Origin of the sequence: Pseudonocardia sp. EC080619-01, assembly GCF_001420995.1 — a bacterium.
Classification (GTDB): Bacteria; Actinomycetota; Actinomycetes; order Mycobacteriales; family Pseudonocardiaceae; genus Pseudonocardia.
The window spans coordinates 4,420,740-4,444,514 of the sequence record NZ_CP012184.1 but is presented as its reverse complement, the minus strand read 5'-3'; the positions used below and the strand labels follow the sequence as shown (position 1 = coordinate 4,444,514).

At 74.3% G+C, this 23,775-nt stretch carries 17 protein-coding genes; 9 read left to right on the top strand and 8 right to left on the bottom strand.

The window, feature by feature from the left end:
• A complete protein-coding gene (locus AD017_RS20805; RefSeq protein WP_060575204.1) occupies positions 1 to 1,704 on the bottom strand; it encodes a GAF domain-containing protein in 1,704 nt (567 codons plus the stop codon).
• A gap of 178 nt (positions 1,705 to 1,882) precedes the next feature.
• Here AD017_RS20805 and AD017_RS20800 point away from each other — a divergent pair, with 178 nt between their 5' ends.
• From AD017_RS20800 to cydB, 3 genes are all read left to right on the top strand, one after another.
• Positions 1,883 to 2,896: a nitroreductase gene (locus AD017_RS20800; RefSeq protein ID WP_010240107.1), complete on the top strand. Its 1,014-nt coding sequence runs from the start codon at positions 1,883 to 1,885 to the stop codon at positions 2,894 to 2,896.
• A gap of 175 nt (positions 2,897 to 3,071) precedes the next feature.
• On the top strand, positions 3,072 to 4,490 hold the full coding sequence (locus AD017_RS20795; protein WP_060575203.1) for a cytochrome ubiquinol oxidase subunit I: 1,419 nt from the start codon (positions 3,072 to 3,074) through the stop codon (positions 4,488 to 4,490).
• 13 nt (positions 4,491 to 4,503) lie between these two features.
• Positions 4,504 to 5,517 (top strand): cytochrome d ubiquinol oxidase subunit II, encoded by a 1,014-nt coding sequence (gene cydB, locus AD017_RS20790; RefSeq protein ID WP_060575202.1) that lies wholly within the window; start codon positions 4,504 to 4,506, stop codon positions 5,515 to 5,517.
• A 71-nt stretch (positions 5,518 to 5,588) separates the two neighbouring features.
• Here the strand turns inward: cydB and modA are convergent, their stop codons facing one another.
• Both modA and AD017_RS20780 read right to left on the bottom strand, forming a co-directional pair.
• Positions 5,589 to 6,389, bottom strand: a complete 801-nt coding sequence (gene modA / locus AD017_RS20785) for a molybdate ABC transporter substrate-binding protein (RefSeq protein ID WP_082398844.1) — start codon at positions 6,387 to 6,389, stop codon at positions 5,589 to 5,591.
• A 186-nt stretch (positions 6,390 to 6,575) separates the two neighbouring features.
• Positions 6,576 to 6,983, bottom strand: a complete 408-nt coding sequence (locus AD017_RS20780) for a RidA family protein (RefSeq protein ID WP_060575201.1) — start codon at positions 6,981 to 6,983, stop codon at positions 6,576 to 6,578.
• A 248-nt stretch (positions 6,984 to 7,231) separates the two neighbouring features.
• Here AD017_RS20780 and AD017_RS20775 point away from each other — a divergent pair, with 248 nt between their 5' ends.
• Complete coding sequence (locus tag AD017_RS20775) at positions 7,232 to 11,254, top strand: bifunctional nitrate reductase/sulfite reductase flavoprotein subunit alpha (protein ID WP_238591954.1); 4,023 nt, start codon at positions 7,232 to 7,234, stop codon at positions 11,252 to 11,254.
• A gap of 10 nt (positions 11,255 to 11,264) precedes the next feature.
• On the opposite strand, the gene AD017_RS20770 is transcribed toward AD017_RS20775, so the two are convergent.
• Entirely contained in the window at positions 11,265 to 12,194 is a 930-nt protein-coding gene (locus AD017_RS20770; protein WP_060575200.1) for a LysR family transcriptional regulator, read from the bottom strand.
• Between the two features lie 129 nt (positions 12,195 to 12,323).
• Between AD017_RS20770 and fdnG the strand changes: the two genes are divergently transcribed.
• The 3 genes from fdnG (at position 12,324) to nrfD (ending at position 17,853) form a co-directional block, all read left to right on the top strand.
• Complete coding sequence (gene fdnG, locus AD017_RS20760) at positions 12,324 to 15,575, top strand: formate dehydrogenase-N subunit alpha (RefSeq protein WP_227012800.1); 3,252 nt, start codon at positions 12,324 to 12,326, stop codon at positions 15,573 to 15,575.
• Positions 15,572 to 16,612 (top strand): 4Fe-4S dicluster domain-containing protein, encoded by a 1,041-nt coding sequence (locus AD017_RS20755; RefSeq protein ID WP_060575199.1) that lies wholly within the window; start codon positions 15,572 to 15,574, stop codon positions 16,610 to 16,612. The genes fdnG and AD017_RS20755 overlap by 4 nt, the downstream gene beginning before the upstream one ends.
• A 230-nt stretch (positions 16,613 to 16,842) precedes the next feature.
• Positions 16,843 to 17,853, top strand: a complete 1,011-nt coding sequence (gene nrfD / locus AD017_RS20750; RefSeq protein WP_145982792.1) for an NrfD/PsrC family molybdoenzyme membrane anchor subunit — start codon at positions 16,843 to 16,845, stop codon at positions 17,851 to 17,853.
• A 1,186-nt stretch (positions 17,854 to 19,039) separates the two neighbouring features.
• On the opposite strand, the gene AD017_RS20745 is transcribed toward nrfD, so the two are convergent.
• Genes AD017_RS20745 through AD017_RS20735 form a run of 3 tightly spaced genes read right to left on the bottom strand, consistent with a single transcriptional unit; the run spans position 19,040 to position 21,930 of the window.
• Complete coding sequence (locus AD017_RS20745; RefSeq protein ID WP_060575197.1) at positions 19,040 to 20,545, bottom strand: MFS transporter; 1,506 nt, start codon at positions 20,543 to 20,545, stop codon at positions 19,040 to 19,042.
• Between the two features lie 40 nt (positions 20,546 to 20,585).
• Entirely contained in the window at positions 20,586 to 21,080 is a 495-nt protein-coding gene (locus AD017_RS20740) for an STAS domain-containing protein (RefSeq protein ID WP_010227390.1), read from the bottom strand.
• Positions 21,081 to 21,117: 37 nt separating this feature from the next.
• Complete coding sequence (locus AD017_RS20735; RefSeq protein WP_060575196.1) at positions 21,118 to 21,930, bottom strand: DUF6597 domain-containing transcriptional factor; 813 nt, start codon at positions 21,928 to 21,930, stop codon at positions 21,118 to 21,120.
• 63 nt (positions 21,931 to 21,993) lie between these two features.
• Between AD017_RS20735 and AD017_RS20730 the strand changes: the two genes are divergently transcribed.
• Both AD017_RS20730 and AD017_RS35410 read left to right on the top strand, forming a co-directional pair.
• Entirely contained in the window at positions 21,994 to 22,362 is a 369-nt protein-coding gene (locus AD017_RS20730) for a maleylpyruvate isomerase N-terminal domain-containing protein (protein ID WP_060575195.1), read from the top strand.
• Positions 22,363 to 22,407: 45 nt separating this feature from the next.
• Complete coding sequence (locus AD017_RS35410) at positions 22,408 to 22,560, top strand: hypothetical protein (protein WP_168172286.1); 153 nt, start codon at positions 22,408 to 22,410, stop codon at positions 22,558 to 22,560.
• A 4-nt stretch (positions 22,561 to 22,564) separates the two neighbouring features.
• Here AD017_RS35410 and AD017_RS20725 read toward each other — a convergent pair whose 3' ends face one another.
• Entirely contained in the window at positions 22,565 to 23,734 is a 1,170-nt protein-coding gene (locus tag AD017_RS20725) for a low temperature requirement protein A (protein WP_060575194.1), read from the bottom strand.
• Positions 23,735 to 23,775: the final 41 nt, after the last annotated feature.

Sequence of the window (23,775 nt, the reverse complement as noted above, 5' to 3'; positions counted from 1 at the left end):
TCACGGCAGCGGGACCGTCCACACCACACGGGTCCCGCCCGTGTCCGGCGTGTCCGCGACGAACGTCCCGTCCAGCTCCACCGCCCGCTCCGCCAGGTTCCGGAGCCCGCTGCGCCGCCCGGTGCCCCCGATCCCCCGACCGTCGTCGACGATCTCGGCGCCGAGCTCGCGGCCGGCCCGCACCGTGACCGTCAGGGTGTAGGCGCCGGCGTGCCGGACGGTGTTCGTCGCCGCTTCCCGCACCACCGCGAGCAGGTGCGTCGCCACGGTCGCCGGGACGAGCGTGTCGACCGGGCCGTCGGTCTGCACCGAGGTCGTCAGCCCCGACTCGGCGGTCGCCTCCGCGACGGTGTCGAGCAGCCTGCGGCGCAGCCCGCCGGGACCGTGCTCGGCCGTCTGCAGGTCGAAGATCGTCGTCCGGATCTCGCGGACGGTGCGGTCCAGCTCGTCGACGGCCTGCTCGACCCGCTCCCGGGCCGGGCCGTCGGCGGTGCGGCGCAGCGTCCCCTGCAGTTTCAGCCCGACCGCGAACAACCGCTGGATCACGTGGTCGTGCAGGTCGCGGGCGATCCGGTCACGGTCGGCGAGCACCGCGAGCTGCTGCTGGGCGCGGTTCTTCTCCCCCAGCTCCAGGGCCAGCGCGGCCTGGTCGGCGAACGACACCAGCAGTGGCACCTCGGACGGGCGGAACGGTGGGTCCCCCGACCGGCGCTGGGCGATCAGCACCCCGATCACCCGCTCGACGGCACGCATCGGGACGGCGACGGTGGGCCCCGCGGAGCCGCCGTCGGCGGGCGAGTCGAGGAACGCGCGGGGACTGTCGGCGAGCACCGGCTGCAGTCCCTCGACGACGTCGCGCAGCAGGGTCCCGCCGAGCCCGCCCGACGGCCAGGCCCGGCCCGCCGTGGCGCCCTCACGGAACCCGCCGTCGTCGTCGCCGGGGCCCAGCGCGATCAGCGTGCTGTCGGCCCGGCTCAGCTCGAGGCACCGGCGGGCGACGAGCGCGAGCGTGTCCGGCTCGTCGGTACCGGCCAGCACCTCGCCGCGGATCTCGGCGGAGGCCTCCAGCCACTGCTGGCGCAGCAGCCCCTGCTCGAACAGGTCGGCGTTCTGCACCGCGATCCCGGCCGCGGCGGCCAGCGCCTGCAGGATCAGCTCGTCGTCGGCGGTGAACCCGGCGGCCGCCCCGCCCGGCCCGATCTTCTCGGTCAGGTAGATGTTGCCGTAGACGGCCTCCCGCACCCGGATCGGGACGCCGAGGAAGCTGGCCATCGGCGGATGGTTCGGCGGGAAGCCGGACGACGCCGGGTGTGCGGAGAGATCGTCGAGGCGCAGCGGGCGGGGATCCTCGATCAGCTGCCCGAGCAGGCCCTTGCCCTCGGGCGGGCGCCCGAGCGCCGCCCGTGTCGCGTCGTCCAGCCCGACGTCGATGAACCGCGCGATCGAGCCGTCCGGCGCGAGCACGCCGAGCGCTCCGTAGCGGGCGTCCACCAGGTCGACGGCCGACTGGACGATCCGTTCCAGCGTCGCGTCGAGCTCCAGCCCGGCGGCGACGCCGAGCACCGCGTCGAGCAGCCGCTGCATCCGCCTGCGGGTGCCCGCGATCTCGCCCAGCCGGTCCTGCACCTCGCCGATCAGCTGGTCCAGGCGGAGCCCGGACAGCAACCGGGCCAGCTCGCCGGGACCGCTCGCGTTCTCGTCCATCCGGACTCCTCCCGCCGGTACCGAACCTGGCACCGGGCCCGCACGCGCACAAGCGGTCCGGGTGGCCCGGGTATCGCGGGACCTTCGGACCTGACCACCGGGGGCGGCCCGGGACACCATCGACGGCGACCGGGCGGCCTCGCGACGCAGCCGCTGCCGACGTGGGGGAGGGACCGGAATGGACACCACCTGCCACCGCGGGACGGTCACCCGCACGCTCGGGCTCGACGACGGGGCCGTCCACGCGGTACTGGGGCTCGCCACGCGGGCGCCGTCGTTGCACAACAGCCAGCCGTGGCTGTTCCGGCTGCGCCCGGACCGGATCGACCTGCGCGCCGATCCCACTCGCCGGGTCCCGGTCGCCGACCCGGCCGACCGCGAGCTGCGGGTCGGCTGCGGCGCGGCGCTGTTCACCCTCCGGCTGGCGCTCACCGCCGCCGGGGTCCGGCCGCTGGTCAGCCGTTTCCCCGAACCGCACGATCCCGAGCTGGTCGCCGTCGTCCGGCACGGCGGGGCCGTACCGCCGACGACGGTCACGCAGGACCAGCGCCGGATGCTCGAGGCGGTACCGCGCCGGCACACCAACCGGCGGCCGTTCCGGGACACCCCGGTGCCCCGGCCGGTCCGGGCGGCACTGCGCCGGGCCGCGTTCGACGAGGGGGCCTGGCTGGACCTCGTCACCGATCCCGACGACCTCGCCGAGCTGGGCAGGCTCGCCCGGGAGGCGCACCGCAGGCAGTGCGGGGACGCCGCGTTCACCGCCGAGCTCGCGTCCTGGACCGGGCTCGGGAGCGACCGCGACGACGGTGTCCCCGCCCGCGCCGGCGGGCCCTGCCCGCCGCCGAACCAGCCGTGGGTGACGCGGGACTTCGCCGGTGACCGTCATCCCCGCCCGGCGCCCGCGGCCTTCGAGTCCGATCCGCTGATCGCCGTGCTGAGCGTGCACACCGACGGCCCGCGCGAGGAGCTGCGGGCCGGGGAGGCGCTGCAGCGGGTGCTGCTGACGGCGACCGCGGAGGGCCTGTCCGCGTCGTTCCTGTCCCAGCTGGTCGAGGTCCCCGACGTGCGCGAGCGGGTCCGCAGGCTGCTCGGCGGGACCCGCCCGCCCCAGGTCGTGCTGCGGCTCGGGCACGGCGTCCCCGTCCCCGCCACGCCGCGGCGGCGGCCGGAACAGGTCGTCGAACCCGCCTGACCTCCGGTCCCGGGCCCGCGTGGGGGCGGACCCGGGACCGGTCACCCCGGGACGGAGGTCCCGGCCGGGACCGGCCGTCCGCCCGGTTCGCGATGCCCCGCCACGAACCACGATCGACGGAGCGGGGCCGGCGGACCGGTCCCGCCGGTCGTCCGGAGGGGGCGTCGAGGACGCGATGAACCTGGATCTCGCGCGGTGGCAGTTCGCGATCGTCACCGTCTACCACTTCCTGTTCGTCCCGCTGACGATCGGCCTGTCGCTGCTGGTCGCGAGCATGCAGACGGTCTGGGTCGCCACCGGCGACGAGCGCTGGCTGCGCATGACGAAGTTCTGGGGGAAGCTCTTCCTGATCAACTTCGCGATGGGTGTGGTCACCGGCATCGTCCAGGAGTTCCAGTTCGGGATGAACTGGAGCGACTACAGCCGGTTCGTCGGTGACGTGTTCGGCGCGCCGCTCGCGATCGAGGCGCTGCTCGCGTTCTTCCTGGAGTCCACGTTCCTCGGCCTGTGGATCTTCGGATGGGACCGGCTGCCACGGCGGGTCCACCTGGCCTGCATCTGGCTGGCCGCGATCGGCACCGTGCTGTCGGCGTACTTCATCCTCGCCGCGAACTCCTGGATGCAGCACCCGGTCGGCTTCACGGTGAACCCGGAGTCCGGCCGCGCCGAGCTGAACGACTTCGGCGCGCTGCTCACCAACTCGACCGCGGTCGCCGCGTTCTCCCACACGATCACCGCCTGCCTCGTCACGGCCGGGATGTTCCTGGTCGCCATCAGCGCCTGGAACCTCGCGAAGGACCGCCATCCCGAGGTGTTCCGGCCCTCGGCCCGGGTCGGGCTCTGGACCGTGCTGGTGGCGGGCCTGGGTGTCGTGGTGACCGGCGACCTGCAGGCCCGGCTGATGACCGAGCAGCAGCCGATGAAGATGGCCGCGGCCGAGGCGCTGTGGGACACCGTCGCACCGGCGTCGTTCTCGCTGTTCACGATCGGCACCCCGGACGGGACGCAGGAGCTCTGGAGCCTGCGTGTGCCGCGGCTGCTGTCGTTCCTGGCGACCGGCACCTGGGACGGCCAGGTCGAGGGCATCCGCCAGCTCCAGGCGCAGGCGGTGGCGACCTTCGGTCCGGGGCTCTACACGCCCGACATCCCGATGACGTACTGGACGTTCCGGTTCATGATCGGCTTCGGCCTGCTCGCCGGTCTGGTCGCGCTCGTCGGGCTGTGGCTCACCCGCCGTCGCGCCCGCCGGGTGCCCCGCTGGTTCGGCGTCGCGGCGCTGGCCGGGCTGGTCACCCCGTTCGCCGCGAACTCGGCGGGCTGGATCTTCACCGAGACCGGCAGGCAGCCGTGGGTGGTGTTCGGCGTGCTGCGCACCGCCGACGGCGTCTCCCCCTCGGTCGGCTGGGCGACCGTGCTGACGTCGCTGGTCGTGCTCACCCTGCTCTACGGCGTCCTCGCGGTGGTCGAGGTGGTGCTGCTGGTGCGGGCGGTGAGGGCCGGGCCACCGGCGGCCGGCACCCCGGTGGGCGACGGCGCCCCGGCAGGTCCCGCCCCCGAACCCGACCCGGCCGAGCCGCCGGCCCTGACCTACTGAGGAGGACGCGGTCGTGGAGCTCGTCGACGTGTGGTTCGTACTGATCGCCGTCCTGTGGACGGGGTACCTGTGCCTGGAGGGCTTCGACTTCGGCGTCGGGATGCTGCTGCCCGCGGTGACCCGTGACGAGTACGACCGGAAGGTCGCGCTCGGCACCATCGGGCCGGTCTGGGACGGCAACGAGGTCTGGCTGCTGGTCGCCGGCGGTGCGATGTTCGCGGCGTTCCCGGAGTGGTACGCGAGCCTGTTCTCCGGCTTCTACCTGGCGTTCCTGCTGCTGCTGGTGGCGCTGATCCTGCGGGGGATCGCGCTGGAGTACCGGGGGAAGGAACCGCGCTGGGCGCCGGTGCTCGACCGGATCCTGACCGGGTCGTCGCTGGCCGCGGCGCTGCTGGTCGGGGTGGCGCTGGCGAACGTCGTACGCGGGGTCCCGCTCGACGCCGACCACGAGTTCACCGGCACCCTGCTCACCCTCCTCAACCCGTACGCGCTGCTCGGCGGGATCACCACGGTGCTGGTGTTCGCGCTGCACGGCGGGGTGTTCCTGGCGCTGAAGACCGACGGCCCGGTCCGGGAGCGGTCCGCCGCCGTCGCGGTGACGGCGGGCGTGCTGGCCGTCCCCGCCGGTGGGGTGTTCGGCGCCTGGACCCTGGTCGACGGCGCCCCGCTCTGGGTCCTCGCGCCGGTCGCCGTCGCGGCAGGCGGGCTGGTGGGGGCGACGGTGCTGGTGGCGCGGGGCCGGGAGGGCTGGGCGTTCACCGCGACGACGACGGCGATCGTCGCGGTCGCGGTGACGCTGTTCGGGTCGCTGTACCCGGACGTCCTGCCCTCCACGACCGACCCGGCGTTCTCGCTGACGGTGGACAACGCGTCCTCCACGCCGTACACGCTCACGATCATGACGTGGGTGGCGGCGGTGGTCACGCCGGTCGTGCTCTGCTACCAGGCCTGGACGTTCTGGGTGTTCCGCAGGCGGCTGACCCGCCGGGACTTCGTGGCAGCGGAACCCACGACGCCGGAGGGCTGACACGGCGCGGGGCGGGCACCGGCGCTCCGGTGCCCGCCCCGCGTCCGTCGTGCATGGGTGTCAGCCGCGTGTCACGGCGCGCCGAACCCGGCGGTGGTGAGGACCTGCCTGCCCTGCTCACCGTTCACGAAGTCGACCCACTTCTGCGCCAGCTCGGCGTCCTGCGTGTTCTTCAGGACGGTGATCGGGTAGTCGTTCACCGCGTCCGCGGCCTGCGGGAAGTCGACGCCCTGGGCCTGCCCCTTCGACGCCGTCACGTCGGTCTTGTAGACCAGCCCGGCGTCGGCGTTGCCGGTGGTGACCTTCTGGAGGACGGCCTTGACGTCCTGCTCCTCCGACACCGGCGTGATGTCGACGTCCGCCGCCTGCTCGACCTTCTCGGTCGCCGAGCCGCACGGCACCTGCGGCGCGCAGACCACGGTCCGCAGGTCGGGCTTCGTGAGGTCCTGCAGCGACGCGACCGCCTTCGGGTTCTGCGGGGCGACCGCGATCTGCAGCGTGTTCGTCGCGAAGACGGTGGGCTCGGCCTGCTGGTTGCCGGCGTCGGTCACCTTCTTCATGTTGTTCTGGTCGGCCGAGGCGAACACGTCCGCCGGGGCGCCCTGGTTGATCTGCTGGGCCAGGGTCGAGGAGCCGGCGAAGTTGAACGTGACGTCGGTCCCGGGGTTGGCGGCCTCGAACTGCTTCTCCAGCTCCTCGAAGGTGCCGGTCAGCGACGCGGCCGCGAACACGGTGAGGGTCCCGCCCTGGGCCTGGGCGCTCTCCGGGGCGGCGCCGCCACCGGACTCGCCCCCGCCGCAGCCGGCCAGCACGGCCAGCGCGGTCGCGGCGACCGCGGCTCCGGCGACGCGGACAGTGGAACGGATCTTCACGAGGGTCCTCCGGGAGGTCGGACGGTGCGTCGGTGTGCGCGCCGTCCCGGCGGTCCGGGGTGGACGTCGACGGTGACGTCCCCGCCCGGGGCATCCTCCGATGTCCGGAACTGCGGCACGGCGAGGATCATAAGGACGCACACGCCGACCCGCCATGGCCCGGGACCCGCAGATCGTCGTTTCGCCTCAGGGCAGGACGGCCACGGCGTCGACCTCGACGAGGTAGCCGGGTGCGGCCAGCGAGGTGACCCCGATCCAGGTGCTCGGCTGCTGGAACTCGACGCCCAGCCTCGCGGCCGCCCGCTCGCGCCCGACGACGAACTGCCCGGCCTTCGCCTCGTCGAGGCCCACGACGTACACGGTGACCTTGGCCAGGTCGGCCGCCGTCGCCCCGACCGCGTCGAGCGCGGCGGCGACGTTGAGGTAGCACTGCTCGGCCTGCGCGGCGACGTCGCCCGGCCCCACGAGCGTGCCCTCGGTGTCCCAGGACACCTGCCCGGCCAGGTACACCGTGCGCGACCCCTGCGCGGTGGCGACCTGGTGGTGGACGTCGACCCGGTTGACCCGCTCGGGATGCACCAGTTCCACGGTCATCGTCGTTCTCCTCTCGGCGTGGACCCGAAACATAACACAACAATGTTATTGCATGCCGGAAGGTCAGGAGCGCACACCCGGCGACCGGCCGGTGTGAGGGCCCTGTAATCCTGTGTTGACGGCATGTCACGGCCGGATAACGCCCCGGCCCTACCGTCACCGGCGTCCGGGATCGACCCGGGCGCGACGGCGGGAGGCGACGGGACACGGTGGCGGCCACGGGGACCGGAACGACCACGGCGCGGACCGTGTGCACCTACTGCGGGGTCGGCTGCGGGATCCTGCTCGAGATCGGGGCCGGGCCCTCCGGCGAGCGCAGCGTCCGCCGGGCCACCGGCGACCCGCAGCACCCGGCCAACGCGGGGCGGCTGTGCACCAAGGGCGCCACCAGTGCGGAGCTGTTCCGGGCGCCCGGCCGTCTCGGCACGGCTCTCACCCGCACCGAGCGCGGCGCCGAGCCGGTCGCCACCCCGGTCGACGAGGCGATCACCTCCACCGCCCGCCGGCTGCGCGCGATCCTCGACGAGCACGGGCCCGACGCGCTGTCCTTCTACGTGTCCGGGCAGATGAGCACCGAGGCGCAGTACCTGGCGAACAAGCTCGCCAAGGGGTTCGTGCGGACCAGCCAGATCGAGTCGAACTCCCGGCTCTGCATGGCGTCGGCCGCCACCGGATACAAGCTGTCGCTCGGCTCGGACGGCCCGCCCGGCTCCTACGACGACCTCGACCACGCCGACGTCTTCCTCGTGATCGGCTCCAACATGGCCGACTGCCACCCGGTCCTGTTCCTGCGCATGATGGACCGGGTCGCGGCCGGGGCGACCCTGATCGTCGTCGACCCCCGCCGGACGGCGACCGCGGACAGGGCCGACCTGTTCCTCCAGATCACCCCGGGCACCGACCTCGCGCTGCTGAACGGTCTCCTGCACCTGCTGCAGGAGAACGGGCACGTCGACACCGCGTTCGTCGAGGAGTTCACCGAGGGCTGGGAGGACATGCCCGCCCTGCTCGCGGACTACCCGCCCGCCGTCGTCGCCGGGATCACCGGGCTCGCCGAGGACGACCTCCGGCGGGCCGCCGAGCTGATCGGCGGCGCGGAGAACTGGACCAGCTGCTGGACGATGGGGCTCAACCAGAGCACCCACGGCACCTGGAACACGAACGCGCTCGTCAACCTGCACCTGGCGACGGGCGCGATCTGCCGCCGCGGCAGCGGGCCGTTCTCGCTCACCGGCCAGCCGAACGCCATGGGCGGCCGCGAGATGGGCTACATGGGCCCGGGCCTCCCCGGCCAGCGCTCGGTGCTCTCCGCCGACGACCGCGAGTTCGTCGAGCAGGAGTGGGGCGTCCCCGCGGGCACCCTGCGGTCCGACGCCGGGCAGGGCACCGTCGACATGTTCTCCCGGATGGCCGACGGCGCGATCAAGGCGTGCTGGATCGTCTGCACCAACCCGGTCGCCTCCGTCGCGAACCGCCGCACGGTGATCGAGGGGCTCGAGGCCGCCGAGCTGGTGATCACGCAGGACGTGGTGGCCGACACCGAGACCAACGCCTACGCCGACGTCGTGCTGCCCGCCGCGATGTGGGCCGAGAGCGACGGCGTCATGGTCAACTCCGAGCGGAACCTGACGCTCGTCCCCGGCGCGGTCGACCCGCCCGGCCAGGCCCTCCCGGACTGGGAGCTGATCGCCCGGGTGGCCTGCGAGATGGGCTTCGCCGACGCCTTCACCTACGCGAGCGCCGAGGAGGTGTTCGCCGAGATCCGCCGGTTCCACAACCCCGCGACCGGCTACGACCTGCGCGGTGTCGACTACGACCGGCTCCGCGAGGCCCCGGTCCAGTGGCCCGCCGCGCCCGGCGCCGGGGACCGCAACCCGGTCCGCTACCTCAACGACGGCCGCAGCCAGGCCCGCGGCACCCGCCCCGGCGGCGGGACGCCGCGGCTGTGGTTCCCGCGGCCCGGCGGGCGCGCCGCGTTCCTCCCCCGCCCGCACCTGCCCGCCGCGGAGATGCCCGACGACGACCACCCGTTCCTGCTCAACACCGGCCGCGTGCAGCACCAGTGGCACACGCTGACCAAGACCGGGACCGTCGCGGCACTGAACCGGCTGAACCCCGGGCCGTACGTCGAGATCCACCCGGCCGACGCCGAGCGGCTCGGCGTCACCGACGGCGACGGCCTGGAGCTGACCTCCCGGCGCGGACGGGCGGTCGTCCCCGCCGCCGTCTCCGACCGGGTGCGCGAGGGCGCCCTGTTCGCCCCGTTCCACTGGAACGACCGCTACGGCGAGTACCTCGCGGTCAACGCCGTGACCAGCGACGCCGTCGACCCGCAGTCGTTCCAGCCCGAGTTCAAGGTGTGCGCGGTCGCCGTCGCCCCGGTCCCGGCGCCCCGCGAGCCGGAACCGGTCGCGGCGGCGGCACACCCGCTGGAGGCCGTGTTCGGCCTGGCCGGGCAGGCCGAGCCGGAGCTCGGCGGTACCGAACGCCGGTACCTGGCGGGCTTCGTCCGCGGGCTGCAGGCCGCACCACCGGACGGGGTCGTGCCCGTGCTGCCGCCCGGCGCCCCGTTCGCCCCGGAGCACGCCACCTGGGTCGACGGCGTCCTCGCCGGGATGTTCTCCCGCTCCTCCCCCGGCGCACCGGACTCCCCCGGCAGCGTGGCGGGCACCGGGAGCCGGCCGGTCGTCGTCCTGTGGGCGTCGCAGACCGGCACCGCGGAGGACTTCGCGACCGGCCCCCTGACCGCGCGGCTCGCCGCGGCGGGCCGCACCCCGACCGTGACGGACATGGGCGGCAGCGGCCTCGCCGAGCTCCCGCCCGACGCCGATCTGCTCGTCGTGACCAGCACCTTCGGCGACGGCGGGGCCCCGGACAACGGCGCGGGGTTCTGGGAGTCGCTGGCCGGCGCCGAGCCGGGCTCCCTCGACGGGCGGCGCTTCGCCGTCCTCGCGCTGGGCGACTCCAGCTACGCCGACTTCTGCGGCCACGGCCGCCGGCTCGACGACCGGCTCGCCGAGCTGGGCGCGGACCGGCTGGTCGAGCGCGTCGACTGCGAGCCCGAGTACGAGGAGGGCGCGCAGCGCTGGCTCGACGCCGTCGTCACCGCCCTGACCGGGGACACCCGCGAACCGGACGGGGCGTCCGGCAGCCCGGGTACCGCGCGCCGCGCAACCGAGCCCGCGCCGCTCGTCGGCAACCGCCTCCTCAGCCGGCCCGGCGCCGGCAAGGAGGTCCGCCGCTTCACCTTCGACCTGTCCGGCACCGGCCTGACCTACGAGGCGGGCGACGCCCTCGACGTGACCCCCAGAAACAGCGAGGCCCTGGTGGGCGAGTGGCTGGCGGCCACCGGGCTGGACGGCGCGACCGAGGTGGAGCTCGACGGCGACGCGGTACCGCTGTGGACGGCCCTGCGCGACCGGCTCGACATCACCCGGGCGAGCCCCGCGCTGCTGCGGTTCGTCGCCGAACGCTGCGCGGACGCGCTGCCGGGCAAGCTGCTCCGGCCGGACAACCGCGGCGAGCTGGAGCGCTGGTCGTGGGGCAGACAGGCGGTCGACGTCGTCGGCGAGTTCGGTGTCCGGGCCACCGCCCAGGAGTGGGCCGACGTGCTCGGCCCGCTGCGCCCGCGGCAGTACTCGATCTCGTCGAGTCCCCTGGAGCGCCCCGACGAGGTGAGCCTGACGGTGTCGGTGGTCCGGTTCGCGAACCCGCGCGGCACGGCCCGGACCGGGGTCTGCTCCGCGTTCCTCGCCGACGCCCCGGAGGGGCACCCGGTCCCGGTCGGGATCCGTCCCGCCCCGCACTTCCGCCCGCCGGCCGACGGCGTCCCGATGATCATGATCGGGCCGGGGACCGGGATCGCGCCGTTCCTCGGGTTCCTCGAGGAACGACGGGCCCGTGGCGACCGGTCGCCGAACTGGCTGTTCTTCGGTGAGCAGCACGAGTCGACCGACTTCTACTACCGCGAGGAGCTCGAGACGCTGCGCCGCGACGGCGTGCTCACCGATCTCGACCTGGCGTTCTCCCGGGACCAGCGGACGAAGGTCTACGTGCAGGACCGGATGGCGGAGAACGGCGCGAAGCTCTGGTCGTGGCTGCGGGACGGCGCCCACCTCTACGTGTGCGGCGACGCGACCCGGATGGCGCGCGACGTCGACCGGACGCTCCGCACCGTCGTCGCCCGGCACGGCGGGCTCGCCCCGGACGAGGCCGACGCCTGGGTCACCCGGCTCGCCGAGGACCGGCGCTACGTCCGCGACGTCTACTGAACCGCCGGGCCTACCGGGCCTCCTCGCCGTCGCGTTCCAGGTCCGCCGCGACGTCCGCGCCGGCGACGGCGTCACGGAACGCGCCGGCGACGTACGAGGCCGGACCCTGGTCGCCCAGCCGGAGCCCGACCGTCGGCAGCGGGCCCTCGCCGACGACGGGCAGCGCCCGCATCCCCGGCGGCACCCCGAACGCCCGCAGCCAGGTGTGGGCGATGACGGCGGACCACCGGCCGGTCGCCAGGTGCGCGTACAGCGCGGCGACGGTGTCGGTCTCGACCACGATCCGCGGCTCGCCACCGGCACGGCGGACCGCGTCGTCGAGGATCCGGCGGTTCTCCATGCCGCGGGTGAGGGCGCACAGCTCCACCCCGGCGACGTCGGCCCAGCCGACCTCCGTCCGGTCCGCCGGGACCCCGGCGGCGCCGGTGAGCAGCAGGTACCGCTCCCGGTACAGCGGGAGCACGGTGTCGCCGTCGTCGTCGGGGTCGAGGTAGGTGAGCCCGGCGTCGAGCTCGAACTCGGCGAGCCTGCGGTCGATCTCGCGCGACGGCAGGACCTCGATCCGGGTCCCGGCCCGCGGGTGGGCCCGCGTCCAGGCGAGTGTCAGCGCCGCCGTCGCCGGCACGGCGGTGGGGATCGCCCCGATCCGGACGACCGCGGACAGGCCGCCGCGCATCCGGTCCAGGTCGGTCCGCAGCGCGTCCCGCTCGGCGAGGATCCGGTGCGCCCAGCCGACGACGCGGGCGCCCTCCGCGGTGAACCCCTGGAACCGGTGGCCACGCTGCACGATCGTCACGCCGAGCTGGCGCTCCAGCGTCTGCAACGCCGCCGACAGGGTCGACTGGCTCGCGTGGCAGGCCGCCGCGGCACGCCCGAAGTGCTGCTCCCGCGCCAGCGCGACGAGGTACTCGAGCTGCCGCAGCTGCACGTCCCCCGCCATCCGGCGAGCCTAGCCCCGGTCCGCCGTCGATCGATCCGGTCGATCATGCCTCCAGGGTTCCCGATCGACCGCGCGGCGCCGCCCCGGTCCGCCTAGGTTGTGCGGGAAGGCGATCGGAACGGAGCAGGCGTGGACGTCGTGGGATGGCTGGGCTCGTGGCCCGTCCTCCGCCAGCTGACCGGTGGTGACCGGCTCGGCCGGGGTGCGGCGGCGCAGTCCGCCCGGTCCGAGGGCCTCCGCGCCCGCACCGCGACCGCCGACCGCTGGGCGGGCTCCGTGTGCCCGTACTGCGCGGTCGGCTGCGGGCAGCGGGTCTACGTGAAGGACGAGAAGGTCGTCCAGATCGAGGGCGACCCGGACTCGCCGATCTCCCGCGGGCGGCTCTGCCCGAAGGGCTCGGCCAGCACCCAGCTCGTCACCGGCCCGCAACGGCTGGAGACGGTCCGCTACCGCGCGCCGTACGCCACCGAGTGGACCGACCTCGACCTCGACACGGCGATGCACATGATCGCCGACCGCGTCGTCGACGCCCGCCGCCGCGGCTGGCAGGACGCCGACGACGAGGGCCGCCCGCTGAACCGCACCATGGGCATCGCCGCGCTCGGTGGCGCCGCCCTGGACAACGAGGAGAACTACCTCCTCAAGAAGGTGTTCACGTCCTGGGGCGCGGTACAGATCGAGAACCAGGCGCGTATTTGACACTCCGCCACGGTTCCCGGTCTGGGGACCTCGTTCGGTCGGGGCGGCGCGACCAATCACCAGCAGAACCTGGTGGACGCCGACTGCATCATCATCATGGGCTCGAACATGGCCGAGGCGCACCCGGTCGGGTTCCAGTGGGTGATGGAGGCCAAGGCCCGGGGCGCCCGGGTGATCCACATCGATCCGCGGTTCACCCGGACCAGCGCGGTCGCGGACACCTACGTGCGGCTGCGCGCGGGCTCGGACATCGCGTTCCTCGGCGGCGTCGTGCGGCACGTCCTGGAGAACGACCTCGCCTTCCGTGAGTACGTCGCGGCGTACACCAACGCGTCGTACCTGCTGACCGAGGACTACGTCGACGCCGAGGACAACGACGGCGTCTTCTCCGGCTACGACGCCGAGACCGGCAGCTACGACACCCACAGCTGGCGGTTCCAGACCGACGGGACCGGCGAGCCGGTGGCCGACCCGACGCTGGAGCACCCCCGCTGCGTGTTCCAGGTGCTGCGCCGGCACTACGCCCGCTACACCCCCGAGACCGTGCAGCGGGTCTGCGGCGTGTCGCCCGAGCAGTTCGCGGACGTCTGCGAGGCGTGGACGGCGAACTCCGGACGGGACCGCACGACGTCGCTCGTCTACAGCGTGGGCTGGACCCAGCACAGCGTCGGCGCGCAGTACATCCGGTGCGGGGCGATCCTGCAGCTGCTGCTCGGCAACGTCGGCCGTCCCGGCGGCGGGATCTTCGCGCTGCGCGGGCACGCGTCCATCCAGGGCTCGACCGACATCCCGACCCTGTTCAACCTGCTGCCCGGCTACCTGCCGATGCCGAGCGTCGGCCAGGCCGACACCGGCACCTACGTCGAGGCGCTGCGCGCCAAGGGCCGCAAGGGCTTCGGCTGGAACAGCGACGCCTACCTGGTGTCGATGCTCAAGGAGTGGTTCGGCGACGCCGCGACCCCGGAGAACGACTTCGGGTACGACTGGCTGCCGCGCATCGACGGCGACCACGGCACGTACCGCACCGTCATGGACATGATCGACGGCCACGTCTTCGGCTACTTCGTCCTCGGCCAGAACCCGGCGGTCGGGTCGGCGCACGGGAAGATGCAGCGGCTCGGGATGGCGAACCTCGAGTGGATGGTCGTCCGGGACCTCGTCGACATCGAGACGGCGAGCTTCTGGAAGGACTCGCCGGAGATCGAGACCGGCGAGATCGTGACCGAGGAGTGCCGGACCGAGGTGTTCCTGCTCCCGGCGGCGTCGCACGTGGAGAAGGACGGCACCTTCACCCAGACCCAGCGGATGGTGCAGTGGCGGACCAAGGCCGTCGAGCCGTCCGGGGACCGGCGCTCGGACCTGTGGTTCGCCTACCACCTGGGACGCCTGGTGCGTGAGCGCCTGGCCGGCTCCACCGACCCGCGCGACCTCCCGGTCCGGAACCTGGCCTGGGACTACGAGCTCGAGGGCGAAGGCGAGTGGGCCGAGCCCTCCCCCGACGACGTCCTGCGCCGGATCAACGGCTACGACCTCGCCACGGGTGAGCTGCTCGACGGGTTCGCCGGGCTGAAGGCCGACGGCAGCACGTCGTCGGGCTGCTGGATCTACAGCGGGGTCTACGCCGGCGGGATCAACCGGGCCGCCCGGCGCGAGCCGCACCACGGCACCCCGGACGAGACCCCCGACTGGGGCTGGACCTGGCCGATGAACCGGCGCGTGATCTACAACCGGGCCTCGGCGGACCCGCAGGGACGCCCGTGGAGCGAGCGCAAGAAGCTCCTCTGGTGGGACGACGACGCCGGCCGCTGGGCCGGGCACGACGTCCCCGACTTCGTGGCGACCACCCCGCCCGGGCACGAACCCGGCCCCGACACCGTCGGGCCGGACGCCCTCGGCGGCGACGACGCGTTCGTCATGCAGCCGGACGGGAAGGCGTGGCTGTTCGCGCCGACCGGCGTCGCCGACGGGCCGCTGCCCACGCACTACGAGCCGCACGAGTCGCCGATCCGCAACGAGCTCTACCTCCAGCAGTCCAACCCGACCCGCAGGGTGTTCGGGCGCAAGGACAACCCGTCGAACCCGGCCGCGGACGAGAAGGGCTGGGAGGTCTTCCCGTTCGTCCTGACGACGTCGCGGCTGACCGAGCACCACACCGCCGGCGCGATGAGCCGCCAGCTGCCGTTCCTCGCGGAGCTGCAGCCGGAGCTGTTCGTGGAGGTCTCGCCGGAGCTGGCCCGCGAGCGGGGCCTGGAGCACATGGGCACCGCGCACGTCGTGACCAGCCGGTCCGCCGTCGAGGCACGGGTGATGGTCACCGACCGGATGGGGCCCCTGCGGATCGGCGACACGACCGTGCACCAGATCTGGATGCCCTACCACTGGGGCTCCACCGGGCTGGTCCGCGGCGACGTCGTCAACGACCTGTTCGGTGTGGTCGAGGACCCGAACGTCTTCATCCAGGAGACCAAGGTGATCACCTGCGACGTCCGGCCCGGGCCGCGCCCGCGCGGTGCGGAGCTCACCGCCCTCCTGGAGGAGGTGCGCTCGCTGGCCGGGATCACCCCGGCGACCAACACCGAGCTGGTGCACGACGGCGCCCCGCACCTCGACCCGACCGCCCGCCCCGACGACCGGCCGCCCGGCGTGCCCGGGATCGGGACACCGCTGGAGGAGGCACCGTGACGGAGCGGAACAGCGTCTACGGCCCCCTGGACGACGTGGCCGGCGACGCCGGCTACGACCCGGAACACCCGCCCCGCATGGGGTTCTTCACCGACACGTCGGTGTGCATCGGGTGCAAGGCCTGCGAGGTCGCCTGCAAGCAGTGGAACGGCGTCCCCGACGACGGCTTCGACCTGCTCGGGATGTCGTTCGACAACACCGGCTCGCTCGGCGCCGACAGCTGGCGGCACGTCGCCTTCATCGAGCAGCCGCGCCGCTCCGGTTGCCAGGACACCGGCCTCGACGCCGCACCCGTCGGCGCGACGGCGACCGGGATCATGCAGTCCTCGGTCGCCGGGGGACTCGCGGCGTCGCCGGAGCTCGGCGGCGAGCTCGGGACGAGGCCGCGGCGGGACGGGGCGGAGCCGGAGCCGCTCGGCATGCCGGCGTTCTCCCGGCCCGGCGACGCCACCGGCGCCGAGGTGCGCACCGACTTCCGCTGGCTGATGTCCTCCGACGTCTGCAAGCACTGCACGTACGCCGGCTGCCTCGACGTCTGCCCGACCGGCGCGCTGTTCCGCACGGAGTTCGGCACCGTCGTCGTGCAGCAGGACATCTGCAACGGCTGCGGCTACTGCGTCTCCGGCTGCCCGTACGGCGTCATCGACCGCCGGGAGGGCGACGGCCGCGCACAGAAGTGCACGCTCTGCTACGACCGCCTGCACGACGGCCTCGAGCCCGCGTGCGCGAAGGCCTGCCCCACCGACTCGATCCAGTTCGGACCGCTCGACGAGCTGCGCGAGCGCGCCGACCGGCGCCTGGAGACGCTCCACGGGCTCGGTGTCGACGAGGCCCGGCTCTACGGGCGCGACCCGGACGACGGCGTCGGCGGCGACGGCGCGTTCTTCCTCCTGCTCGACGAGCCGGAGGTCTACGGACTGCCGCCGGACCCGGTCGTCCCGACCCGCGACGCCGGTGCGATGTGGACGCGCGCCGCGATGGCGGCGGGCGCGTTCCTGGTGGCCGGCGTGGCGTCCTTCCTGGGAGGACGACGATGAGCGACGACGCCCCTGTGCCCGGCACGCCCTCGTCCGGCACCCCCTCGCCCGGCACCCCCTCGCCCGGCGATCCGCCGGTCGCAGAGCCGTCGGCCGGAGTGCCGCCGAGCGCAGTGCTGTCGGCCGGACAGTCATCGACCGCAGTGCCGCCGACCGGAGCGCCGTCGGCCGGAGTGCCCGAGGCCGGCCTGCCCGCTGCTCCCGGTGCGCCCGGTGCGCGGGATGCCGAGATGTTCCAGGGCGGACGCCGCCGTCGTCGTCGCCGGGGCGGCGGACGCGGCGAGGAGTCGATGGTCCCCGAGGCGGAGTTCTCGTCGTACTACGGCCGGGCCGTGCTCAAGCCGCCGGTGTGGGAGCACAAGATCGCCTACTACCTGTTCTGCGGCGGGCTCGCCGCCGGGACCGCGGTGGTCGGGGCCGGCGCGGACCTCACCGGACGGCCCGCGCTGCGCCGGGCGAGCCGCGCCGGTGCGCTCGGCGGGCTGGTGGCGAGCACCTACTTCCTGGTGTCCGACCTCGGGCGTCCGGAGCGGTTCCACCACATGCTGCGGGTGGCCAAGCCGACGTCGCCGATGAGCGTCGGCACCTGGATCCTGGCCGTGTTCGGCCCGGCCGCCGGCCTGGCCGGGACCGCCGAGCTGACCGGCGCGCTCCCCCCGCGGGTCCGCCGGTCGTGGCCGGTCCGGCTGCTGGACGCGCTGGCCCGCCCGGCCGGGCTCGGTGCGGCCGCGACCGCCCCGGCGCTGTGCACCTACACCGCGGTGCTGTTCTCGCACACCGCCGTGCCCGGCTGGAACGAGGTCCGCGACGAGCTGCCGTTCGTGTTCGCCGGCTCGGCCGCGGCCAGTGGCGGCGGGTTCGGCATGCTCGCCGCGCCGGTCGCCGAGGCAGGCCCGGCACGGGCGTTCGCGGTGCTCGGGGCCGCGGGCGAGCTCGTCGCCGGGAAGATCATGGAACGGCGGATGGGGATCATCCGCGAGGCCTACGAGCACGGGCACGCCGGACGGCTCCGGAAGGCCTCCGAGGCGTGCACCGCCGCGGGCCTCGCCGGGACCCTCCTGCTCGGACGCCGGTCCCGGGCCGGCGCCGCCGCATCCGGGCTCGCCCTGCTGGCCGGGAGCCTCCTGCAGCGGCTGTCCGTGTTCGAGGCGGGGGTCGAGACGACCAAGGACCCGCGCTACGTCGTCGTCCCCCAGCGCGAGCGTCTGGCCCGCCGCGCCGCCGAGTCCGCGGAGGCCTGACCAGCCCAAGATCACGGATCGGGAAGCGTGGCGGCCGGATGTGGCCGCGTCCCTTCCCGATCCGGGATCACCGGACTCGGGCGCCAGCTCCCGAGTCCGGTTTCGGCTGGCCGGTGGCGGTGATCTCCGGCGGGCTCGGGCGCCGGCGCCCGGGGAACGGCCGGGGCCGATGAGCAACGGGCGCGCCCCACGCCCCGGACCTGGTACGCGACTCACACGCCACTCCGCCACGGGCAGGCCCTCGGCCGACTCCGGGCCCTGCCCCTTCCCGGCTCGCTCCGCCGCGGCCGCGCTCTCCCCCGCCGGCCCCGTCGCCCTTCATGGCCCGCTCATTGCCTGGCCACACATCTCGTCACCGCCACTGCCACTGGTCCTGGTCCTGGTCCTGGTCCCGGCACTGCCACTGGCCCGGCCCCGGCCCCGGCCCCGGCCCCGCACTGGCCCTCGCCCTGGCCCTGGCCCCGGCCCCGGCCCCGGCCCACTCAGGGCCGGCTACTGCCCCTGACCCGTACCAGCTCACCGGGTCCCTGCCCCGCCCTGGCCCCGCACCTAGCCCCGCGCCCGGTGATCACGGATCGGGAATCATCGCGGCCAGAAATGACCGGCTCCCTTCCCGATCCGTGATCACCGGGGTGTCGACCGGACAGGGCGCGGGACGCGCGGCCAGAGGGTGACCGGCTCCCTTCCTGACCTGTGGTCACCCGGCCCGTGCACCGACCGGACGGAGCGCGGCGACGAGAACAGCGTCCTGACTCCGCCGCAGACCAGCACCGACACCGCCGACCCGCTGCAGGCTCCCGACCACCGCCCACCCCGACACCGGCCCCTCAACCCGGTTCCCGGCGCCGGCCCGACCCAGGTGATCACGGGTCGGGAAGTCCGGCGGCCAGAAGTGACCGCCTCCCTTCCCGATCCGTGATCATCGGGTCCGAGCGCCGAGGTCGCGGGCACGGCGACCGGCACGGCATCCTGTCCCGGGCGGGCCCGGCTCCATCGCCCCGTCCGCGGCCGGCCACCGTCCGCATCGCTTCCCGCCCAGCTCCCCCAGGACCTGCTCCCGCCCATGACCTGATCCCGTCTTGGCCCCGACCTGATCTCGACCGCGCCCGCCCAGCCCTGCCCTGCCCTGATCACGGATCGGGCAGCATCGTGGCCGGATATGACCGCTTCGCTTCCCGATCCGTGATCATCGGTGGTGCGCCGAGGGTCGGCGGCCAGGCTCGGTCTGCAGCGCGTCACCGGGGCCCGCGGCCGGGGCCGCCGGGGCCGGGGCCGCCGGGGTAGGCGGAGCGGCCGGGGTAGGCGGAGCGGCCGGGGTAGCCGGCGCGACGGGGGTGGCGCGATCCCCTGGGTCCCCTGGCTTCCCCGGCTCCCTGGGGTCCTCGGTGCTCCGGCGCGCGGCGGGGATCGCCAGGGTGAGCAGCGCGCCCAGCACCGCCAGCCCCGCCAGCAGGTAGAAGATCGAGTCCAGGGCCGCCCCGGACGCCACCAGAGCGCCGCCGACGAGCGGCCCGCCGATCCCGCCGAGCCGTCCGAACCCCGCGACCCAGGCGACGCCCGCGCTGCGCACCGGCGTCGGGTAGTGCGTCGACGCGAAGCCGAAGATCAGGATCTGGGTGCCGCTGGTGCCGAGCCCGACGACCGCGACGAATGCCAGCAGCAGGCCGATCGGCAGCTCCAGGGTGAGCAGGGCGATCGACAGGGCACCGAGCGCGAAGCTGGCGGCGACGACCCGGCGCGGGCCGAACCGGTCGGAGATCCGGCTGGCCGCCAGCGCACCGAGCACGGCACCGCCGTTGAGCACCAGCAGGAAGCTCAGGGAGCCGTTCGCCGAGAACCCGGCACGGCCCATCAGCTCCGGCAGCCAGGTGTTGAGCGCGTAGACCAGGAGCAGGCCGGCGGCGCTGACGAACCCGAACAGCAGCGTCGGCGTCAGGTGCGGGGTGCGGAACAGCCCGGCAAAACCGGCCCGTCCGGCGGGAGCGGCGACCGGGGCAGCGGCACGGGTGAGCTCCGGTACCGCGACACCGGTGCGGTCGGCGACCGCGCGCGCCTCCTCGATCCGGCCGCGGCTGACCAGCCACGACGGGGACTCCGGCATCCGGGCGACCGCCACCGGCAGGACCAGCACGAGCGGCAGCGCGCCGATCAGGAACATGCCGCGCCACCCGACGAGCGGCAGCAGCAGGATCGCCAGCAGCGCCGCGAGCAGGCTGCCCAGCGGCACGCCGCAGTAGGCGATCGCGGTGCACAGGTTCTTCCTGCCGGGTGGCGCGAACTCGGCGACGAGGGCACCGGTCGTCGCCACCAGCGCGCCGACCCCGATGCCGGTCAGGAAGCGCAGCGCACCGAACGCGGCCGTCGTCGTCGTGAACGCGGTCGCGGCCATGCCGACCGAGAACCAGACGTAGGAGGTCAGCATGACCTTCCGGCGGCCGACCAGGTCGGCGACCGACCCGGCGATCAGCGCCCCGACCAGGACGCCGACCAGCGCGTAGCTGCCGAGCGCACCGGCGGTGCCCGCGTCGACCGGTCCGATCAGCGACGGGTCGCGGAGGAACAGCGGCACCAGGGTCCCGTAGACGACGAGGTCGTAGCCGTCGAACACCAGCCCGACGGTCGCGGTCCCGACGATCCAGGCGAGCGCCCGGCGTCTCCGTGCGTCGTGCGTCCCACTGTCCGGCGACGTCATCGTCGCTCCCCTCGTCCGGTTCGGGTGTCCGGTCCGAGTTCTACAGCAGTGTGACGCCGCGTCCGTCCTCCGTTGTGTCCGAATCGGGACCGGTCGGGTCCTGACCGTCGTCGCCGGGAGGCACGGCGAACAGCGCCGCGTGCGGGGCCCGTCCCGCACCGCCGGCCGGGATCCGGTCCAGGACGTCGAGGTACTCCAGGGTCCCCGTGGTCTGCAGGACGCGGCGCACCTGGCGGGCGTCGCCGCAGCGGAGCTGGAACGTCACTCCCCCGGCGGCGGCGTCGCGGTGCGCGGCGAGCAGCACCGACAGGCCCGGCGACCCGAGGAACGACACCCCCGACAGGTCCAGCACCACCCGTGGTGCCGCACCGAACCAGGCCACCAGATGCTCGGCCAGGTCGGCCGCCGTGACGTCGTCGATCTCGCCGGTGGCGCGCAGCAGCACGGGCCCGGACGGGTGCGGCACCGGCTCCAGCACGAGCGTCGCCGAGGTGGGACCGGGCACACCCGTCCGGCCGTCCGTCCCCTCGGTCATCGGGTGCCGCCTCCCCGGGGCGGCGCCCCGTCGACGATCAGGATGGCAGCACCGGGCCGGAGCCGCCGGACGGCGGGACCGGGCCGGCAGGCACGCGAGGTCCGTAGCGGCGCGCGTAGACGGTCGGCGGCTCCCCGAACAGACCGGCGAAGTCCCGGGAGAGGTGGGCCTGGTCGGTGTACCCGAGCGTGGCGGCGACCTCGGCCCAGTGGACGGGCGCACCCCCCGCCATCAGCTCGGTGACCTCGTGCAGCCGGTAGCGGCGGATCACCCACTTCGGGCCGAGGCCGACGTGCTCGTGGAAGATCCGCTGCAACGACCGGACGCTGTAGCCGCCGTGCCGGGCGAGCCGGTCGACCCGGGTGAGCTCCCGGTCCGCGACGACCGCGGCGACGAGGTCGTGAGCGTCACGGGCCGACCGGTCGGGGCCGTCCGGTGGGAGAACGGCTCGCAGCCGCTCCGCCAGACCGTCGACGTCCGGCGGCCCGGGCCCGTCGAAGGGTGCCCCGGCCGGGACCCGGCGGTCGGCGAGTGTCGCGACGGGGACTCCTGCCAGCGCTCGCGCGGTGCCCGGCCGGAACGCCACCCCGACGACCCGCCCGCGACCGTGCAGCTCGCGCGTCACGAACCGCGACGCCGGCCCGCTGATCCGGAGCGGCCCCACGCCCGGCTCCCCCGTCAGGTGCACCTGCGGATACGGGACGATCTTCTGCAGGAACGGCCGCGCATAGTCCCAGCCGACCGTCCAGAACCGGTCGACGAAGCCGGCGAGGTCCGGCGGGGGCGGCTCGCTGTGGTGCCGCTGGTACCGGGCCCACTCCCCGGACAGCCCGCGCGGATCGGCGTCCATCGACGGTGAGTATGGCGCGTTCGTCCAAGCCCGGCCCCCCGCTGTCGCCCTAGCGTTGCGGCCATGCACCAGCACATCGCCCCCGCCGCGGCAGCGCACGTCCCGCTCGTGAAGGCCGCCACCGATCTGCCGCTCACCGCGCCGACCCCGTGCGCCGCCTGGGACCTGCGGGGACTGCTCGGTCACCTCCTGTACTGGACGCCGCTGCTGGCCGCCGTCGGGCGCCGGGAGGACCCCGCCGCGGGCGACGAGGCGCGCGCCGCCGAGCTGGTCACGGACGACTGGCCGGCCCGCCTCGACGACGCCCGCTCGGAGCTGGCCGCCGTGTGGTCCGACCCGGCTGCCTGGCAGGGCACCGTCGTCCTGGGTGAGGAGGTGCCGGCAGCGATGATCGGCGGGATGGTGCTGGGCGAGCTCGTGGTGCACGGCTAGGACCTGGGGCGCTCGGTCGGCACCGGCCCGGTCTGGCCCGCCGACGTGCTCGCCGCGGCCCTGGACGCCGTCTCCGGCACGGCCGAGCAGGGCCGCGGGATGGGCGTCTTCGCCGGTCCCGTCGACGTTCCCGCCGGGGCACCGGTGCTGGACCGGATCGTGGCCGTGACCGGCCGGTCGCCCGCGTGGACGTCCTGAGCCGTCACACCGGCTCGGCACGACCGCCGGACAGCTGCGTGACCACCGCCAGCCCGACGACCACCGCCAGCACCACGAGCCCGATCGCGATGGCCGGGAGCGCGTGCCCGAGCAGCAGGGCGACGGCACCGGCGACGATCAGCACCGCGCCGGCGACGTAGCGGGACTTACCGACCGTCCCGGTGCGTCCGCGCAGGTAGATCTTGTTCCCGACGAGGTAGAGCAGTGGGCCGCCGATCGACGTCAGCACCAGCGACGGCGTGTTCTCCGGGTGCGTCAGGTGCAGGTCGATCGCGACCGCGAACAGCACCGCCCCGGCGACCATCAGGCCGTGCGCGTAGGCGAACGCCGAGCGGGCGGCACGGGTGCTGTCGTCGCCCCGGCTGGCGGCCGTCCCGTGCCCGGCCAGCGCGAAGTACGACCACCACAGCGCCACCAGGCCGGTGAACCCGAGCAGGGTGATCAGCACGGTGTAGGGCGTGATCTCCGCCATCTCGGACAGGGTGAATCCCATGATCAGGATGGACTCGCCGAGCGCGATGATGAACACCAGCCGGTTGCGCTCGGCGAGGTGCTCGACGTCGACCGGCCAGTCCGTCATCGGGGTGGAGCCGAGCCCGGGCACGCGGAACTCGAAGCGTGGCCCGGCGAGGTCGACCGCCACCGCGACCGCCCAGACGACCAGCCGGGCCACCGGCGGGAGGAACGCGCCGACGAGGAACAGCACGCTCGCGGCGGCGCTCCAGACGAGCAGGTTGCGGTAGTTGCGGGACAGCACGTGCCCGCGCATCGTGATCCACATGAACAGCGGCCGCCCGATCTGGGCGGCCGCGAAGCACAGGGCGAACAGCAGCCCGCCGCCCGCGAACGCCGACGGCAGCGCCAGCGCCATCCCGAGCGCCGCGAGCATGAGCAGGGCGTTCAGCACCCGGACCGGGGTCCGCGCCGGATCGAGGTAGTTCATCGCCCACGCCGAGTAGTTCCAGAGCCACCACACCGCGGTGAACAGCAGCGCCGTCTCCAGCGCCCCGAGCGGGGTGAGGTGGTACAGCAGGGTGTGCGAGACCTGGACGATCGCGAACACGTAGACCAGGTCGAAGAACAGCTCGATCGGCGCGACCTCGGAGTCGCCGGTCCGGCGCAGCAGACGCTGCCGGCTCTCCTGCACGGTCATCTCCGGTCCCCTCCCCCGTGTCGGCGTCGCACAGACTAGTG

Excerpts from the sequence above, each read along its gene's own strand:
- AD017_RS20770 (WP_060575200.1), bottom strand. The coding sequence starts at position 12,194 with ATGGCGGGGGACGTGCAGCTGCGGCAGCTCGAGTACCTCGTCGCGCTG.
- nrfD (WP_145982792.1), top strand. The coding sequence starts at position 16,843 with ATGTTCCAGGGCGGACGCCGCCGTCGTCGTCGCCGGGGCGGCGGACGC.
- AD017_RS20725 (WP_060575194.1), bottom strand. The coding sequence starts at position 23,734 with ATGACCGTGCAGGAGAGCCGGCAGCGTCTGCTGCGCCGGACCGGCGAC.
- AD017_RS20735 (WP_060575196.1), bottom strand. The coding sequence starts at position 21,930 with ATGGACGCCGATCCGCGCGGGCTGTCCGGGGAGTGGGCCCGGTACCAG.
- AD017_RS20805 (WP_060575204.1), bottom strand. The coding sequence starts at position 1,704 with ATGGACGAGAACGCGAGCGGTCCCGGCGAGCTGGCCCGGTTGCTGTCC.
- AD017_RS20730 (WP_060575195.1), top strand. The coding sequence starts at position 21,994 with ATGCACCAGCACATCGCCCCCGCCGCGGCAGCGCACGTCCCGCTCGTG.
- AD017_RS20745 (WP_060575197.1), bottom strand. The coding sequence starts at position 20,545 with ATGACGTCGCCGGACAGTGGGACGCACGACGCACGGAGACGCCGGGCG.
- AD017_RS20800 (WP_010240107.1), top strand. The coding sequence starts at position 1,883 with ATGGACACCACCTGCCACCGCGGGACGGTCACCCGCACGCTCGGGCTC.
- AD017_RS20740 (WP_010227390.1), bottom strand. The coding sequence starts at position 21,080 with ATGACCGAGGGGACGGACGGCCGGACGGGTGTGCCCGGTCCCACCTCG.
- AD017_RS20780 (WP_060575201.1), bottom strand. The coding sequence starts at position 6,983 with ATGACCGTGGAACTGGTGCATCCCGAGCGGGTCAACCGGGTCGACGTC.
- AD017_RS20795 (WP_060575203.1), top strand. The coding sequence starts at position 3,072 with ATGAACCTGGATCTCGCGCGGTGGCAGTTCGCGATCGTCACCGTCTAC.